Source organism: Vibrio sp. CCB-PB317, from assembly GCF_022808245.1.
In the GTDB taxonomy this organism is placed as follows: domain Bacteria; phylum Pseudomonadota; class Gammaproteobacteria; order Enterobacterales; family Vibrionaceae; genus Vibrio; species Vibrio diabolicus.
Genome location: NZ_JALGNU010000002.1, coordinates 1,684,279 through 1,699,896, shown reverse-complemented (window position 1 = coordinate 1,699,896; position 15,618 = coordinate 1,684,279). Strand labels below are relative to the sequence as shown.

Here is a 15,618-nt window from a genome sequence, read left to right as displayed (position 1 = left end):
TTGCATAGAGATCACGAGTTTTCAAATTGGCCGAACACGATCTTGTAATTTTACGTTTTTCTGACATTGGATTTTGTCGTGATTTTTATCACAAATTGACCAACGGAGGTAGTGGACTAAAGTCGATCAGCGGTTGCGAAACCATCGGAGCATCTGAAGCAAATAAGAGTAAAGGTTGAAATGATGAGGATTGTAACTGACCGATATCTATCAACTTTTCCAGTGCGAAGAATCGACTAACGTATTGGCGAGTCTCTTTAGGTAGTGTGAGCTTCTGAAAGTCGTTACTGCCTGCTCGCTGAATAGCGCGTGCGACACGCCCTTCGCCTGCATTGTAGGCCGCTAATGTCAGCGCCATGTTTTGATCGAATTTGTTGTATAAAAACGTCAGATACTTGAGTGCTGCAGCTGTGCTTGCTTCTGTATCAAAACGATCGTCTTGTTTTGTATCTACAGTCAACCCGAATCGTTGAGCTGTTGCTGGTATCAGTTGCCAAAGTCCGGCGGCGTTGGCATGAGAAACGGCTTTGGGGTTGTAAGAGGATTCCAACATTGGCACTAAGGCTAGACTCTTTGGTAAAGAGTGGCTTTGCAGTTGTTTGAAAATGTGATGAATTACCAGGCTGGATGAATCGAGACGTTTGGTAATTTGTGGCTTGTATGGGGCTAAAACTTGATATTGCGTTTGAATATCAGCTGGGCTTGGTTTCGCCTGACTGGTGATTGAAAGGCAGGATGATAGTAAGGCGATAAAAATAAAAAGGCCTACAGTACTCAGCCGAGATGGCGACTGAATCTGTAGGCAAGACGAACATCGTTTAGAACGATTTATCTTCATAAGTGTGTTGCACAGGTTGTTTGAGTTGACTGACCAACTCATGGAACGCCGCAGAGCTGTGGCCATTGCTCTGATTGTATTGTTGGCACTGACTTACCAACGTTTCCAATAGCGCCCATTGTTTTCTAGCTTGCATACCTATTTGGGCAGGCAAAGCATTGAAAATTCGTTTTACGCTGGCGTCATTACACGCTAACCCCAGCTCTCGCATACACTGGCTTCTATCACTGGCTGAGCGGCTAAGTTTATTGAGTATTGGCATTTGTTTCTGAACATTGTTGCTCAGTGCCTCACCATCAAACTTTAAGTACAACGTTTTTTGCTGTTGAAGCAAAGGGATAAGTTGTTGATAGAGCTTGATATCCTCAGGTATTGAGCGAATAAATTGTTGAATTCGCTGCGATACTGCGCTTGCCATGATCTCTTCCTAGTGTGTTATTACTCGTGACCTGTATGGAATTGCATGATCGCCTTTGATAGTGCTTTGGTATCTAGGCTAAGTTCGCCACGCGCTAATGCGTTACGTACTTGTTCTACTTTTTCCATATCAACATCAGGTAGTGATGCCATTTCAGCTTGAGCGCGATCTATCGCTACGGTATTCGCTTGAAATGTAGGCTCGTGTACCTTGCTCTGTTCGACGACGTCGACAGGCTGTTTGCTTGCTTGCTGTAATTTTGTTTGTGGGACATGACCGCCCGCGACTTTGTCGATTTTCATGCTGTGGTCCTCATCATCATGTTCTAAATTAAGTAGGCGGTTAGGATGTGATAAACATTAAATATTTTTTTGTACTCGAAATTCAGCGTTACTGACGAGAGCCAAAATTAAAAAATGTTACTCTGAGTCCAAAATCAAAATTGAGTATGAACCTGGTTTAACCCGGTTACGACAGCTCTAATGACCTTGCCAGAACTTAGGTTTTCTACTTCAATTTGTTGCCCTTTCGCACCATCTTCTAAGGCGACTCCTTTCGTGCTGGCGCTAAATCCATTTTTGCTCGCAATCACTATGACTTCATTGCCTTTTTCGATTAAAGGTGGAGCCGATAAATTGGATGGGTTGACCACTTGCCCTGCACGTAAACGGCGAGAGGTTTCTAAGCCTATTGCTTGTCCTGGGCGAGTATAAAAATCGTCTTGTCGCGAGATGGTGCGCGTTTCCAGTTTAACGTGCTTGGCAGTCACAACTTCATTTCGACCGACCGTGGTTGTGGCAACCAAGACAGGCAGTGTCAGAGAAGATTTTATCGTGACGTTAATTCGCCAGGGTGAAGCGATGTCATCGCAACTTACTGAGCGCTTAAGGTTTCCAACTGGCAACGCTTGATTGTCGCGACCAGTGATGACCAGAGGCGACTCACACTCAGGTAGGTGATTCGCCGAGCCTGGCACCCACATGTCGAAATCCAGTTGGTATTCTCCCCACTGGTTAGAGTGAGCATTTTGGGCCACTTCTTGTTTGAAATGCTCTGCTACAACAGATTTTATCTCCTCAACGCTTAGGGTTCTGCCAGAGGTGTTGGCGAAAGTTTGTCCTGGTATTAGAGCAAGCAGAGTTAGCATTAATGTTGAGGAAGTAAGCACTTTCCCCTTGCTTTTAATGCTTTCCGTGAGCCGGAAGTTTGGCTTCCATCCTTGTTTGTAAATCATTGATATGTATAACTATTTTTTATGGCACGCATCTTGTTTGTATGTTGGCGTATTCGAGCCAACTGTAAGGAAGATGCATGGCGATCACATTTGAAAATGCTTTAGGTGTACATCCAGAGGCACTTAATTTTCGCGTTCAGCGTACCAAAGTCCTTGCCAGTAACCTAGCAAATGTTGACACCCCTGGGTATTTGGCGAAAGACCTAAGTTTCACCACCGTAATGAACCAGGTGGCTGCAGGCGGTGTGAACAAACCAGTGCCTAAGTTTCAGGTTCAGGCCCAATACTCGGTGCCTTACCAGAACAGCAAAGATGGCAACACTGTAGAACTGGGTGTTGAACAAGCGAAATTCACGCAAAACAACATGGACTTTCAAACTAGCCTGACGTTTCTCAACATGAAATTTAATGGCTTAACGAAAGCGATTGAGGGACGTTAATTATGTCATTCACTGATATTTACTCGATCACTGGATCCGCGATGACGGCACAAACTGTGCGTCTTAACACGGTCGCCAGTAACTTAGCTAACGCGGACGCGGTGTCTGCAAATCCAGATGACGCTTATAAAGCGCTGAAGCCTGTATTCGCGACTGTGTACCAAAAAGCGCAGCTGACAACGGAAAACGGGGTTTATCCCAATGCTGAAGTTCGCATTGTTGACGTTGTGAAAAATGCGGGAGAAGCCGAGAAACGCTTTGAGCCAAACAACCCGTTGGCCAATGGTGAAGGTTATGTGTATTACCCAGATATCGATGTCGTGGCTGAAATGGCAGACATGATGTCAGCGACACGTAGCTTCGAAACCAATGTTGAAGTGTTATCAAATGTGAAAAGTATGCAGCAAGGTCTGCTTAGATTAGGGCAGGGCAGTTAATGAGTCTCGCACAATATACACCTTTATCGTCTGATGCTCCTGTGAGCACTAAAGCAAAAGAGAACAATGGCATTGCACCAAATCCTAAAGATATGAACAGTGCTTCTTCATTAGAGAACGAATTCATTTCTTTGATGGTGGCGCAGATCCAAAACCAAGATCCACTTAACCCACTTGATGGCACGGAATACGTTGGTCAGTTGGCTCAATTCTCTCAAGTTCAAAGTACCGAGAATATGTCCAAGACAATGCAACAGAGCATGATTCTCCTCGACAACATGCAAGTGCTATCGACAGCGGGGCTCGTCGGACAAACTGTTTACGTCAACTCCAAAGAATTTGAGCTTGGTGAAGGCGTACAGAATGGAAAAATCGAACTCGCTCATAGCTCAAACCAAGTGACGTTAGTTGTGAAAGATGAGTTTGGTCAATCTACTAAAGTGCCATTAGGTGCTCACGGCAAAGGTGACGTCGACTTTTCAATTAATCCTGAAGAACTTGGTCTTAAACCAGGCAAATACTCAGTGGCAGTAGAAGTGCAAGAAGGGCAAGCAAGTCCAAATGTGCTCATGGCTGGCACTGTTGAGCAAGTGCGTATTCCAAATACTGGCGGCGCAGCATTAGTCAATGTCCATGGCGTTGGCAACGTTCCTTTCTATCAAATCACTCAGTTTGGTGCTTAACCAAATAGGGAAATCAGAGGTCTTTTTATGAGTTTTAACATCGCACTAAGTGGTCTGGACGCGACCAACACAGAGCTAAACACAATCAGTCACAACATTGCCAACGCATCAACGTATGGTTTTAAAGGTGGCCGCACAGAATTCTCCGCAGTATACAACGGCATGCAACCTGGTGGTGTAGAAGTCGCGTCAATTTCACAGAACTTCGACAAAGACGGCAGTATCTCAGGAACTGGCCGTGCGATGGACTTGGCGATCAACGGTGGCGGATTCTTTGTCACTAAAGACAACATGGGTCAAACGCTATACACGCGTTCAGGTGTATTCGCGACAGATAAAGATAACTTTGTTACAGCTAACAGTGGCGCAAAACTGCAAGGTTACAGTGTGGATAGCAACAACAACCTGATGACAGGCTCTGTGGGCAATATCCAAGTATCTACGTCATCACTGAATGCAAAAGCGACAGACGGTCTTGATTTTGTTGCAAACTTTGATGCAAGTGCGTCTGCCATTGATAAAACGGTAACGCCGTTTAATCCGGACGATCCAAACTCATTCAATTCGTCTTACACCACAAAAGTCTATGACTCGCTGGGTAACTCGCACACGGTAACCCAGTACTTTACTAAGACCGCTTCTAACTCTTGGGAAGTGAATGTTCAAGTGGATGGTGGCGCAACACCAGTGACAACGGTACCAGTAACGTTTGACAAAGACGGTTCGCTTTCTTCACCGACGGCTCCGTTTAATGTTTCATTCCCTGCGGCAGGCGCAAACGCGATGAGTGTCGACATTAACTTGAAGGGCAGCACGCAGTTTGGTGCGAAATTCGGCGTAAGTACTAACAGCCCGAACGGCTACACATCCGGTGAGCTTGCAGGTGTACGCGTTGAAGGTAATGGCATGGTTTACGCGACCTACACTAACGGCCAATCACAGCTGCAAGGTCAAGTTGTACTTGCAGACTTCGCCAACACACAAGGTTTAGCAAAAGTGAGTGGTACGGCATGGACTCAAAGCTTTAGCTCTGGTGCGCCAATCATGGGTGTCCCTGGTTCAGGTACGTTGGGTGATTTAACCCCAGGTGCGCTAGAAGGTTCTAACGTTGACTTAACCAGTGAGCTTGTGGCGCTTATGACCGCACAGCGTAACTACCAAGCAAACGCGAAAACCATCTCTACCAGCGACAAGCTAACTCAAGCTTTGTTTAACGCGGTGTAATGGGAGTTTTGCATGGATAGCTTGTTATTTACTGCAACGTCAGGTGCGAGTCGAGTTCTTAAGGCTCAGCACGTGCGTTCAAACAACTTATCAAACGCTGATACTGCTGGCTTTCGAGCGGATATGGAGCGCGTGCGCAGTGTAGAAATGCAAGGCCCAGGTTTTGATGGTCGCACTATGGTTGTGACCAACTCTGCCTCAACGCGTTTTGATTCTGGCGACATTATGAAAACGGGACGCCCGTTGGATGTCGCCATCATGGGTGAGGGTTATCTTGCTGTTGAAACCCCTGCGGGTAACGAAGCGTACACGCGAGCGGGCAATATCCAAGTCGACACTTTTGGTGCTATGACCATCAACGGTTTTCCTGTTCTTGGTGAAAATGGGCCTTTGGTTGTGCCTGATTATCAAAAGATTGAAATCAGCGAGCGTGGTCAAGTATCCGTGATTCCGCCAGGTGGTGGCGCAGAAATCGTCGCGGGAACGTTGAAGTTGGTTAAACCAGAAATGAACCAACTTCAAAAAGAGAGTGACAGCCTACTGCACAGTGTAGATGGCGTGCCATTCGCTGCCGATGAAACCGTGCAACTTTCTCCTGAGCACATCGAGGGCAGTAACGTATCTGCCATTGATGAGTTGATTAGCGTGATGTCGTTAACGCGTAACTTCGAGATGCAAGTTCGCATGATGAAAACGGCCGAGACGTTGGCACAAGCTGGTAATAAATTAATGGCGGCGAGATAAGTCTCGCCCCGCAAGGAGTAATAAAAAATGCATTCAGCATTATGGGTAAGTAAAACAGGCATGGCAGCGCAGGACACGAAGATGACTGCCATTTCTAACAACCTAGCGAACGTAAATACAGTTGGCTTTAAGCGTGACCGAGTTGTATTCGAAGACCTTTTCTACAGCATTCAGCGTCAACCTGGTGCTCAAGTAGACCAAGTTAACGAGTTGCCAAGTGGTATTCAGCTAGGTAGCGGTGTTCGCGTAGTTGGCACGCAAAAAGTGTTTACGCAAGGTAACACTCAAAATACAACACAAGAGTTGGACCTTGCCGTTATGGGACAGGGTTTCTTTCAAATCGAAAACTCGGATGGACAGATCATGTACACACGTAATGGTCAGTTCCATGTCAACTCTGAAGGCTTGATGGTTAACAGCCAAGGCTTGCCGTTAGAGCCACAAATTCAGATCCCAGATAATGCCTCTTCATTCTCTGTTGGTGTTGATGGCACGGTAACAACAACGACGGCGGACGATCCAACGCCACAGCAGCTTGGTCAAATCACACTCGCAAAATTCATTAACCCAGCAGGCTTAGAGGCCGTGGGTGGTAACTTGTTCCGTGAAACGGAAGCCAGCGGCCCGGCAGATGAACTGATTGCTGGTGAAGATGGCGCAGGCCTCATCAAGCAAGGTGCATTGGAAGGTTCAAACGTACAAGTAGTGGAAGAGATGGTCGACATGATCACGACTCAACGTGCGTATGAGATGAATGCGAAAGTGGTCTCTGCTGCAGATGACATGCTGAAGTTTGTTTCGCAATCAATGTAAGTATGAAATTGGTGATGATGAAGGAAAAAGCAATGAAATGGCTTTCTAAGAGTTGGGCAGTAGCCGCCGTGTTGCTGGTGGGATGTGCCGGCCGTCAGGAATTTATTCCGCCTGAGCCAAATGCCGAGGAATACGCACCACCAACGCTCGATTACACGTTGCCGGAAACCCAGTCTGGTAGCCTTTATCGTCACCAATACACGATGACCCTGTTTCAGGATCGTCGTGCTTACCGAGTTGGCGATGTGTTAACGGTTCAACTATCAGAAGAAACCTCATCGAGCAAAAAAGCGGGTACGAAGTTTGGCAAAAGCTCAGCGGTTAATTTCGCGGCGCCGACCATAGGAACGAAAACGTTCGATGAGTTAGGGGTTAGTGTCGATGGCAGCCGCAACTTTGATGGCAGCGCTTCAAGCTCACAGGGCAACAAGCTGCAAGGTGCTATCACCGTAACGGTACACGAGGTGTTACCTAATGGTGTATTGCGTATCAGTGGCGAAAAATGGCTGCGCCTAAACCAGGGAGATGAGTTTATTCGTCTCACTGGCATTGTTCGTGTGGATGATATTAATCGCAGCAACCAAGTTTCTTCTCAACGAATTGCTGATGCACGAATTACTTACGCAGGTCGCGGAGCTCTGGCTGACAGCAACGCAGCCGGATGGCTGACTCAATTCTTCAACAGCCCATGGGTACCTTTCTAATGAAGACAATGCAATCTTTCTTTACGTCTTTCCTATTGGTGTTGACCTTGGGATTACCAACCACTTCACATGCTGAAGTGGAAATTCCGATCATGGACTTGGTCGATGTGCGCGGCATTCGAGAAAACCAATTGGTCGGTTATGGCTTGGTGGTTGGCTTAGCTGGCCAGGGTGACCGAAACCAAGTGAAATTTACTTCTCAATCTATCACCAACATGCTCCGTCAGTTTGGGGTTCAAATTGATGACAGTATGAACCCTAAGCTACGAAATGTGGCTTCTGTGAGCGTGACAGCAACCGTTGATCCAATGGCGGGCCCCGGACAAACTTTGGACGTGGTCGTGTCTTCTATTGGTGACGCGAAAAGCCTCCGTGGCGGTACGCTATTGTTGACGCCTTTACGCGGTATTGATGGTGAAGTGTATGCCATTGCACAAGGAAACGTCGTGGTGGGCGGTTTATCTGCAGAAGGGCGAAGTGGCTCCAAAGTCGAAGTTAATACGCCAACGGCAGGTCGCGTCCCGAATGGTGCGACGTTAGAGAGAGAAATCAAAACTGATTTCAACCAGCGTGATGAAGTCACCTTAAACCTGCGTAAACCAAGCTTCACGACGGCGAAAAATATCGCGCGTGAAATCAACAACACTTTTGGGCCTAACGTTGCTGTTGCGATCAATAAAGCGCGCATTGATATGCGTGCACCAAAAGATACCCAACAGCGCGTAGTGATGATGTCGATGCTTGAAGAAATGAGCGTAGTGGAAGGCCGCAAGCCGGCTCGAATTGTCTTTAACTCTCGTACGGGAACGGTCGTGATCGGTAAGAGTGTCAAAGTGAGTGAGGCAGCAGTGAGCCATGGCAACTTAACCGTGCGAATTTCTGAATCACAACAAGTCAGTCAGCCAAATGCGTTTGCAAATGGCGATACGAAAGTCGTTAACCAAACGGATCTTGATGTGAACGAAGATTTAGCTCAAATGGTGATTTGGCCTCCAGGCACGGAGCTCAACACTATTGTGACTGCGGTAAACAGCTTAGGTGCCACACCTACTGACTTAATGTCTATCCTGCAAGCACTGAGCGAAGCGGGTGCATTGAACGCTGAATTGGTCGTGATTTAAGGAGTTAAGGATGAAACTAGACAGTACCAATGAACAAACTCAACTGAATTCGATGCTGTATCACGACAACAGCGCACTTGCCAACATCAAGCAGAGTCGAGATCAGGAAGGCGCGCTTGAAGTAGTGGCGGGTCAATTTGAGGCGATGTTTTTACAAATGGTGCTGCGTCAAATGCGCAGCAGCAGCGATGTTCTAGCGGATAAAGACAGCCCGTTTGCAAGCCAGCAGCAAGGTGTTTTCCGCGATATGTACGATGGGCAACTGGCAATGGAACTGGCAAAAAAGCAGAGCTCCGGCATTGCCAATATGCTCATCCAGCAACTTAGCCCCTCTATGCGCGAAGTCGCCTTTGATGCTGCGCGTAACATCTCATCTGCAAACGATGGTAAAGGTGCGAATTCTGAATCTATCTCACAGCTTGATGCTAACGAGATTGAGGGGAACTCAAGCTTATTTAATACCGCCTCTCAAGCCGTCGCCTCTGTAAAACAGGTGCTCGGTGAGGCCGGTATGACTACCGCGTTTTCTCAGCCGTTGATCAGGAAAATGGAGCTGTAAATGAACCTAGTTAATATTGCCCTTTCAGGTTTAGGCGCGAACCGCGTGGCCTTAGACGTAACGGCACAAAACGTGGCGAACGTGAATACTGTGGGCTACAGTCGTCAACAAGCGTTGATGGCATCAGTTGATGACGGAAAAGCCAACCGCTTAAGCCCTGGTTTAGGGGTAGAGGTCACCAGCATTCGCCGCGTTACAGACCAATTTCTGATTAAGCAAACGTGGTCCACTAACAGTATGGCGGCGTACGCTTCTGGTTACACCAGCAACATGAGCCAATTGGAAAATACGCTAGGGGCCGATGGCTTCAGTATTTCTGCTGGTTTGGACTCTCTAAACGCTGCGCTTAACGATGCTACGGTTAAGCCTGAGTCGATCCCTTACCGTCAACAAATCATCAACGAATCTGAAGCGTTGGCGCGCCGCTTTAATACGCTTACCGAGTCTTTGCACAACCAACATAAAGATATGAGCGACCAGCGTAATGCGGCACTCAACCACGCGAATAGCCTCATGGAAAACATCGCGAAGGTAAACAAGCAGCTGGTTGAAATGCAAGGAACAGGTGGCAACCCATCGCAACTTATGGATGAACGAGATAAATTGATCGGCGAGTTATCTCAAACCATCGAAATCAGAACAACAGAACAGCCTGACGGCAGTGTTCAGGTGACGTTGACCTCTGGTCAGCCACTTGTGATGGGCACGGACCATGGCAAACTCGCAGCCGTTCCAGACCCTAGCGACCCTTACGTAGCAGACTTACACGTAACATTCTCAAGCCAAAGTTTTGCGATTGGTGACTCTCTTGGTGGCAAATTAGGTGCGATTAACGATTATCAAACCGATGTATTAAAACCAAACCAATTGGCTTTGAATGACATGGCGAAAGCATTAGCGGATGAATACAACGCTGTGCTCGCTACTGGACAAGATTTAAATGGTAACCCAGGTAAACCATTGTTCAGTTACGACCCTGCCAACCCAGCGGCAAGTTTGGATATCACTGAGTTGACTCCAGGTGAGCTTGCGTTTTCAAGTGATGGTACGCCAGGTAATGCGGATGTATTGCAGTCGTTGATTAATTTAAGCAACAAGCCTGTTTCTGTGACTGGCTATGGCTCAGTGAGTTTGAATGACGCATTCAGTTCTATGGTGGGTCAAACCGCGATTAAAGCACGCCAAGCAGACGCCGATTACCAAGCTAAGTTAGCCATGAACAAGCAAGCACATGCGGCTCGTGACAATGTAAGTGCCGTTAACAGTGATGAAGAAGCGGCTAACTTAATGACGTTTGCTAATGCACACAATGCCAACATGAAAGTGATCAGCACAGCGAATCAGCTGTTCGATTCTGTATTGCAGTTATTCTAAAGGAAACCCAGATGCGAATCAGTGACAATCAATTTAGCCAAATGATGCTGCAAAGCCTGCAAGGTAACAATGCAGGTCTGGGGCACGTGCTACAACAAATGACGACAGGTGAGCGTCTAACTAAACTATCTGACGATCCAATGGCATCGATTAAGCTGCTTAATTTGGATCGTGAAAACAGCGCCATCGCCCAATATCAAAACAATATCGCAAACGTCAAAACCACGCTTTCGAGTCAAGAAACACATTTAGACTCAGTGAAAGAGAGCCTAATGAGCATGCGTGATATTGCATTATGGGGCGCGAATGGCTCACTGACTGATCAAGACCGTACCGGTATGATCACGGAGCTAAAGAGCTATCGTGATTCAATTGAATCGTCTTTCAATGCTCAGGATGAAGAAGGACATTACCTATTTTCAGGCACCAAAACTGACACCCCTGCTATAAATAGCGCAAGCGGTAGTTATGTCATCGAAGGCAACAGCGATAAACGTGTCGTGACGATTGCGAAAGGCGTAACGATGGATTCCAACATGACGGCAAAGGATATTTTGGACCTTGGTGGCGGCAAAAACGTACTGGATCAAATTAATAATCTAATTACAGAATTTGAGAACCCGAGTCCGAATTTCCAAGCTGAAGTGGACGCAAGCCTGAGTGCCATTGATGATACGTTGGCAAGCGTACTTGGCACGATGACGGAGATTGGTGGTCGACACAATAACCTAGATTTGGTTGGTGGTGCTCATGGTGAGAATAAACTGTTCGTCGACAAAGTATCAGGTGACCTCTCAGCTCTGGATTACGGTGAAGCATCGGTACGCTTGAGCAATTACATGGCGGCTTTGCAAGCAACGCAAGCAAGCTATGTAAAGATCAATGATCTATCGTTGTTTGACCGTCTATAAGGTTAGGAAGTTCTTTTATGGTAATGAGTACAGTAGAGGTCAGACCCCATAGCATACGCTTGGGTGGGCAAGAACAAGCCTCTATCATGCCGACCCGTTCTGCAGACTCAAGTACTGCAATTAAACCGCGCCCGGCGCAAGTTCAGGCTGACACTGCGTCAGCCTACTCTGTCTCTGGGATTCAACTGACCCAGGGTCAGCAGCAAGCGACGGCAGTGCAGATCGCATCGAAATCGTTGCAGGTGATTGGCAAAGAGCTGACTCAAATTAAACGTGGCTTGACGCAAGCGGTGAATCAAGGCGTACAAAATGTACCTGGCTTGCAGGATACATTGGTTCGTTCTAAAGCCACCATTCAGAACGTTGTGGAGCATGCTCGTTTCGACGGCCAGAAAGTGCTCAACAACGAACTGCATTTAAAGCTAGATAAAGCAGACATTCGTCGCTTTTCTATTCCTGGCTTGAACGTGCATCGCTTAAGTGACAAGGCTGAGCAAATTCGTTTGGATTTCCCTCAGGGTCAAGCGGTAATGATTCAGTTCGATGGACAAGCCGATGGTGCTCGAACTGTCAAAATGCTTGACCGAAGCTTGATTGCTTTAGGGATGCGTGCCTCATTAGCTGACGATGGCAGCATTTTATTTGAAGCCAGAGACAACGCTTATCAGCAAATGCAGCAGAAAGTGATGGTCACGGGCGAAGGGCACCGTTTTCCTGCGGGCCAGCCGAACGTTCTAAATCTAAAGTCAGAGCCAGATGGTATTGCAGAACTTGGGTTTGATTTGGCATCACGCGATGGTATGAAACAGACGATTGCCAAAGTGAACCAGCACCTAAGACAAGTGCAAACGAGCTTGCAGGAAGCGAAAGCATTTCATGGAGAGTTGAATACTCAAATGCGCTCAATTCAAAATAAAACCGCGCAGCTTTCTGTGGATGATGTGAATGCAAAACTGGATGGTTTTGTGCAGAAGTCTGGTGAGTTTACCTCGACTTTTCAAGCGTTGAATGCACAAGCAAACGTGCGTCGTCATACGGTTGTTGCGTTGCTAAAATAACGAACACTCCAATGATTCCCGGCTTTGCATCGCTATCGCCCCCCAATAACGAGAACGGTGCATTGTCGGGAATCTCTCTTTAATTCGTTTATGGTTCGAGTGCTTTTGCCACCGAGCGATTCAATTTCTGGAATAACCACCCAAGCGCGATTAAAGATGCTCCTAAACCTAAGAAGCTGATTGCTCTCCAGAACCCATCCAGAGAACTAACATCCCATAAGAATACTTTTAGTGCGACAAAAGCTAAAACCACTAGACCCACGCGCTGCATCATCAACCCTCTGTGTGTCACACCGCGCCAAGTAAGCAATCCACCTACGAGCAAACCTGCTACTGAATAACTGAACAGTTCTGCCATGCTAGTCGGTTGGTACAGCATCATGGATGTGGTTTGCCAGAATTGACGGATAGACATACCTAACCAAATAGCAGCAAGTGCAAAGCCTAGGCTAGCAACCGCAAATCGATGAACCTGTAACGTATTCCAGCCTCTAAATGTTGCGATAAGTAGGATACAAGCTGGCAGCAACCAGCCGACGCTTAGCATATTAATAACGGGAAGAGCTTGGGCTGAGACGTTGTCAGTCACCAATGGCGACTCTGCCGTATTAAGCAAAATTATCAGCAATGCGAAGGCACACCAAAGCAGGTAGCTGTAGGCTTCATAGATGCGGCTTAAGCGTTGTGCAAATTGGCTACGGTAGCTGTACACCATACCCATAACCAACGCTTGGTTAGCAAAAACGATGGCGCTTGCGAAATCAATGTGTCCCAAATAGCCGTACTGCCCAGTTAACCAGTAGTTGGTTTGAGTGAATAGCGCCATTAAGAATACATGCAAAAATGCGCCTTCAAACCAGTTGGTCAGTTCGAGGTCCACTTGCTTTAGCGTTGCTCGAGCATAGAGCAGGATGATGAGAGACGGTAGGTAACTCACAATAACCCAAGCCCAATGTCCTGCTTCTACGGGTTGCCATTCAGGGATGAAGGGTAAAAGTGTGAGGCGGATGACCAGTATCCCCATCGCCACTTTGATCGCCCAACTTGCGGGGCGAAATAACCCTGATTGCGTCTGTAGCGCCATTACCGCAACTTGTATCGAGATTGTTGTCGTCAACCAGGTATCGCTTAACCAAACAAAGGCGACGCCTACGATTAAAGCGTGCATGACGGCAGAACATTCCAATGCTAGCGAATGTAAGCGTTGACCAAGTACAACGTAATAAACGGTCACCAATGCGCAGAATGCAGTCCAGTGCCACAGGTAGCCTTGCATAAATTCGTCGACATAAAACAGCGTAATCAAACTCATTGCTGGAGCCAGTACTAACAGAAGTACGCCGCTAAGTTGCGATCGGTCACTGAGTGACTGGAAATAAGTTCGACAGCAGATCAGTGCAATACTGGTGGCCAATGCGAGTAAGATACTGGCACCATGTTCTGGCATATACAAAGCGTCAAACGCGACAGTGAGGACAACAATTGCGGTCGCAGAGACCAATATGGAAGGCAAAAATACGCGCAATGACCAACCTGTGCGAACCGCTGGGAGCCATACTGTCGCAACGAGTAGCGCATAACAGTACACCATGTGCAGTGTGTCCAATTCTGGCATTCTGGTGACAGCCGAAAAGGTCAATAACGCAATCGCGAGAGAGGTAGCGGTCGGCGGATTTGTCCACTTATTCTGGCAGTGATGAGAACGAGGATTGAGTGTCCAACCCAGTCTTGGAACGGCGAAAATAAGATAGAGCGTAATGGAGAGATAAATAGCCAGCCAAGAAAAAAGCGTCTCAAGCGGCATGCTTTCAATGAGCAACAGCATCCAAACAACATGTGGAAGCGCGATGCTTGGAGAAATCCATGCACTGCGCACTTTTTGCATTAGCAATGTTGCCGCGACCGAGATCGCGCTGATATACCCAGCTAATAAGAAGTAATTAGGCTCGCTTCCACCAATCCATAACGGTGCGGTATATCCACCAATAAGACCAAGCACCGCCATCAACGGCCCTTGCTGTAAAGATAGAGCCAAGCTACAAAATGCAGCAGCGGCTAAGATGATCAGCGAGACACTAGGCGTCAGCATTTGATAAACAACAAACGCAAAGATAACCGTGCAGTAAATGCCAGTTAGCCCGGTTCCGGTAACGGCGGCAGGCACATAAGTAAAGCCTTGGGCTCGTGTTGCTCGTTGAGGATTTTGTTGTTCTTTGCGGTGGAACCATTCGCCAACAAGCACCATAAGTAACGAGAGTACAAACGCAAAGGACACACGCATAAGTGGCGAAAACTCAATGTGACTACCAATAACCTGTACGAGATACCCCCCACCAATTAGCATTGCCAGCGCGCCCACCCAAACCAACCAGTTTTCTTGAATGTTGCTAAACAGACTCTGCACTCTACTTGGCAATATAGACTCTTGTTCTTGACTAAAAACGTCCAGTTGAACTTCGCTTGTCTGGTATTGAGCTTGATGTGTTGTGTTTGGATAAGATGCTCGGTCGGTAATCGGGTCATGCTCCTTAGAGGATGAGGAGTTTGCCTCTTTTGTTACCTCTTCAACGCTGGATTGTTGACGCGTTGGTTGGTTCGAGTCCTTATTTAGACTGACTCGCAGTGATGTTACCTCTTCACGAAGTTTGGTTAGCTCTTTTTCTAAAAGTGCTGCTCGGTTGGCGGCTTTCACTCCGATGAGGATGGCGAGCAATGCCATGAATAGTGCTAGTATTACGTACAATCCATTTCTCCTTGCGTACGTCGCGTGACACACGATTCTTAACTTTGAGCACGTACGCTAAAGCTTAGTCCAAGCGCTTTGCCTTAGCTTCATATAGTGCTAGGTTCCGCGCTTTCTTTAAGAATCATTCTACATAATGAAACTCAATGCATAATGATGAATTCGACGAAGCGACATACTTGTGTGTCACTTTAAGATCTGATGAACAGAAATGAGTCGTTAAGTCATTGGGGTTCAACTATATTCATAATTCTGATGCGATACCCAAGTGACCTCAAAAATGTGCATTTCAGAGGCATGCTGTCGAAGAGTCGAAG

17 protein-coding genes are annotated in these 15,618 nt (G+C 47.0%); 12 read left to right on the top strand and 5 right to left on the bottom strand.

Going from position 1 to position 15,618, the window contains the following annotated elements; translation table 11 throughout:
• Positions 1-88: 88 nt before the first annotated feature.
• From MTR11_RS16570 to flgA, 4 genes are all read right to left on the bottom strand, one after another.
• A complete protein-coding gene (locus tag MTR11_RS16570; protein WP_203342709.1) occupies positions 89-838 on the bottom strand; it encodes a lytic transglycosylase domain-containing protein in 750 nt (249 codons plus the stop codon).
• A complete protein-coding gene (flgN, locus tag MTR11_RS16565; protein ID WP_006741304.1) occupies positions 819-1,256 on the bottom strand; it encodes a flagellar export chaperone FlgN in 438 nt (145 codons plus the stop codon). Before flgN ends, MTR11_RS16570 begins: the two co-directional genes overlap by 20 nt.
• 20 nt (positions 1,257-1,276) lie before the next feature.
• Positions 1,277-1,558: a flagellar biosynthesis anti-sigma factor FlgM gene (flgM, locus tag MTR11_RS16560; protein ID WP_167427239.1), complete on the bottom strand. Its 282-nt coding sequence runs from the start codon at positions 1,556-1,558 to the stop codon at positions 1,277-1,279.
• 134 nt (positions 1,559-1,692) lie between these two features.
• Entirely contained in the window at positions 1,693-2,490 is a 798-nt protein-coding gene (gene flgA / locus MTR11_RS16555) for a flagellar basal body P-ring formation chaperone FlgA (protein WP_006741306.1), read from the bottom strand.
• 77 nt (positions 2,491-2,567) lie between these two features.
• Between flgA and flgB the strand changes: the two genes are divergently transcribed.
• From flgB to MTR11_RS16495, 12 genes are read left to right on the top strand one after another with little or no spacing between them, the layout of a single operon-like run.
• A complete protein-coding gene (flgB, locus tag MTR11_RS16550) occupies positions 2,568-2,930 on the top strand; it encodes a flagellar basal body rod protein FlgB (RefSeq protein ID WP_005395306.1) in 363 nt (120 codons plus the stop codon).
• A gap of 2 nt (positions 2,931-2,932) precedes the next feature.
• The gene (gene flgC / locus MTR11_RS16545; RefSeq protein WP_005395305.1) at positions 2,933-3,367 is read left to right on the top strand and encodes a flagellar basal body rod protein FlgC; all 435 of its coding nucleotides are present in this window, start codon (positions 2,933-2,935) and stop codon (positions 3,365-3,367) included.
• Positions 3,367-4,050 carry a flagellar hook assembly protein FlgD gene (gene flgD, locus MTR11_RS16540; protein WP_005395303.1) on the top strand — a complete coding sequence of 228 codons (684 nt, stop codon included), beginning with the start codon at positions 3,367-3,369 and terminating at the stop codon, positions 4,048-4,050. Before flgC ends, flgD begins: the two co-directional genes overlap by 1 nt.
• 27 nt (positions 4,051-4,077) lie before the next feature.
• The gene (gene flgE / locus MTR11_RS16535) at positions 4,078-5,274 is read left to right on the top strand and encodes a flagellar hook protein FlgE (RefSeq protein ID WP_046873843.1); all 1,197 of its coding nucleotides are present in this window, start codon (positions 4,078-4,080) and stop codon (positions 5,272-5,274) included.
• Positions 5,275-5,286: 12 nt separating this feature from the next.
• Positions 5,287-6,018, top strand: coding sequence for a flagellar basal-body rod protein FlgF (gene flgF / locus MTR11_RS16530; protein ID WP_006741308.1), 732 nt, complete (start codon positions 5,287-5,289; stop codon positions 6,016-6,018).
• A 27-nt stretch (positions 6,019-6,045) separates the two neighbouring features.
• Positions 6,046-6,831 (top strand): flagellar basal-body rod protein FlgG, encoded by a 786-nt coding sequence (gene flgG / locus MTR11_RS16525; protein ID WP_005395297.1) that lies wholly within the window; start codon positions 6,046-6,048, stop codon positions 6,829-6,831.
• A gap of 32 nt (positions 6,832-6,863) precedes the next feature.
• Positions 6,864-7,535 (top strand): flagellar basal body L-ring protein FlgH, encoded by a 672-nt coding sequence (gene flgH, locus MTR11_RS16520; RefSeq protein WP_005395295.1) that lies wholly within the window; start codon positions 6,864-6,866, stop codon positions 7,533-7,535.
• On the top strand, positions 7,535-8,656 hold the full coding sequence (locus MTR11_RS16515) for a flagellar basal body P-ring protein FlgI (RefSeq protein WP_031780462.1): 1,122 nt from the start codon (positions 7,535-7,537) through the stop codon (positions 8,654-8,656). The genes flgH and MTR11_RS16515 overlap by 1 nt, the downstream gene beginning before the upstream one ends.
• Positions 8,657-8,666: 10 nt before the next feature.
• Positions 8,667-9,215, top strand: a complete 549-nt coding sequence (locus tag MTR11_RS16510) for a rod-binding protein (protein ID WP_005395292.1) — start codon at positions 8,667-8,669, stop codon at positions 9,213-9,215.
• Complete coding sequence (flgK, locus tag MTR11_RS16505; RefSeq protein WP_005395291.1) at positions 9,216-10,589, top strand: flagellar hook-associated protein FlgK; 1,374 nt, start codon at positions 9,216-9,218, stop codon at positions 10,587-10,589. It begins immediately after the preceding gene.
• Between the two features lie 11 nt (positions 10,590-10,600).
• Positions 10,601-11,500: a flagellar hook-associated protein FlgL gene (gene flgL, locus MTR11_RS16500; protein WP_005395290.1), complete on the top strand. Its 900-nt coding sequence runs from the start codon at positions 10,601-10,603 to the stop codon at positions 11,498-11,500.
• A 17-nt stretch (positions 11,501-11,517) separates the two neighbouring features.
• Entirely contained in the window at positions 11,518-12,558 is a 1,041-nt protein-coding gene (locus MTR11_RS16495; RefSeq protein WP_012842382.1) for a hypothetical protein, read from the top strand.
• 88 nt (positions 12,559-12,646) lie between these two features.
• Here MTR11_RS16495 and MTR11_RS16490 read toward each other — a convergent pair whose 3' ends face one another.
• Complete coding sequence (locus tag MTR11_RS16490; RefSeq protein ID WP_413777599.1) at positions 12,647-15,277, bottom strand: DUF2339 domain-containing protein; 2,631 nt, start codon at positions 15,275-15,277, stop codon at positions 12,647-12,649.
• Between the last annotated feature and the right edge of the window lie 341 nt (positions 15,278-15,618).

Excerpts from the sequence above, each read along its gene's own strand:
- flgM (WP_167427239.1), bottom strand. The coding sequence starts at position 1,558 with ATGAAAATCGACAAAGTCGCGGGCGGTCATGTCCCACAAACAAAATTA.
- flgB (WP_005395306.1), top strand. The coding sequence starts at position 2,568 with ATGGCGATCACATTTGAAAATGCTTTAGGTGTACATCCAGAGGCACTT.
- flgD (WP_005395303.1), top strand. The coding sequence starts at position 3,367 with ATGAGTCTCGCACAATATACACCTTTATCGTCTGATGCTCCTGTGAGC.
- MTR11_RS16490 (WP_413777599.1), bottom strand. The coding sequence starts at position 15,277 with ATGGCATTGCTCGCCATCCTCATCGGAGTGAAAGCCGCCAACCGAGCA.
- MTR11_RS16570 (WP_203342709.1), bottom strand. The coding sequence starts at position 838 with ATGAAGATAAATCGTTCTAAACGATGTTCGTCTTGCCTACAGATTCAG.
- flgA (WP_006741306.1), bottom strand. The coding sequence starts at position 2,490 with ATGATTTACAAACAAGGATGGAAGCCAAACTTCCGGCTCACGGAAAGC.
- flgF (WP_006741308.1), top strand. The coding sequence starts at position 5,287 with ATGGATAGCTTGTTATTTACTGCAACGTCAGGTGCGAGTCGAGTTCTT.
- flgH (WP_005395295.1), top strand. The coding sequence starts at position 6,864 with ATGAAATGGCTTTCTAAGAGTTGGGCAGTAGCCGCCGTGTTGCTGGTG.
- MTR11_RS16495 (WP_012842382.1), top strand. The coding sequence starts at position 11,518 with ATGGTAATGAGTACAGTAGAGGTCAGACCCCATAGCATACGCTTGGGT.
- flgC (WP_005395305.1), top strand. The coding sequence starts at position 2,933 with ATGTCATTCACTGATATTTACTCGATCACTGGATCCGCGATGACGGCA.
- flgG (WP_005395297.1), top strand. The coding sequence starts at position 6,046 with ATGCATTCAGCATTATGGGTAAGTAAAACAGGCATGGCAGCGCAGGAC.
- MTR11_RS16515 (WP_031780462.1), top strand. The coding sequence starts at position 7,535 with ATGAAGACAATGCAATCTTTCTTTACGTCTTTCCTATTGGTGTTGACC.
- flgK (WP_005395291.1), top strand. The coding sequence starts at position 9,216 with ATGAACCTAGTTAATATTGCCCTTTCAGGTTTAGGCGCGAACCGCGTG.
- flgN (WP_006741304.1), bottom strand. The coding sequence starts at position 1,256 with ATGGCAAGCGCAGTATCGCAGCGAATTCAACAATTTATTCGCTCAATA.
- flgE (WP_046873843.1), top strand. The coding sequence starts at position 4,078 with ATGAGTTTTAACATCGCACTAAGTGGTCTGGACGCGACCAACACAGAG.
- MTR11_RS16510 (WP_005395292.1), top strand. The coding sequence starts at position 8,667 with ATGAAACTAGACAGTACCAATGAACAAACTCAACTGAATTCGATGCTG.
- flgL (WP_005395290.1), top strand. The coding sequence starts at position 10,601 with ATGCGAATCAGTGACAATCAATTTAGCCAAATGATGCTGCAAAGCCTG.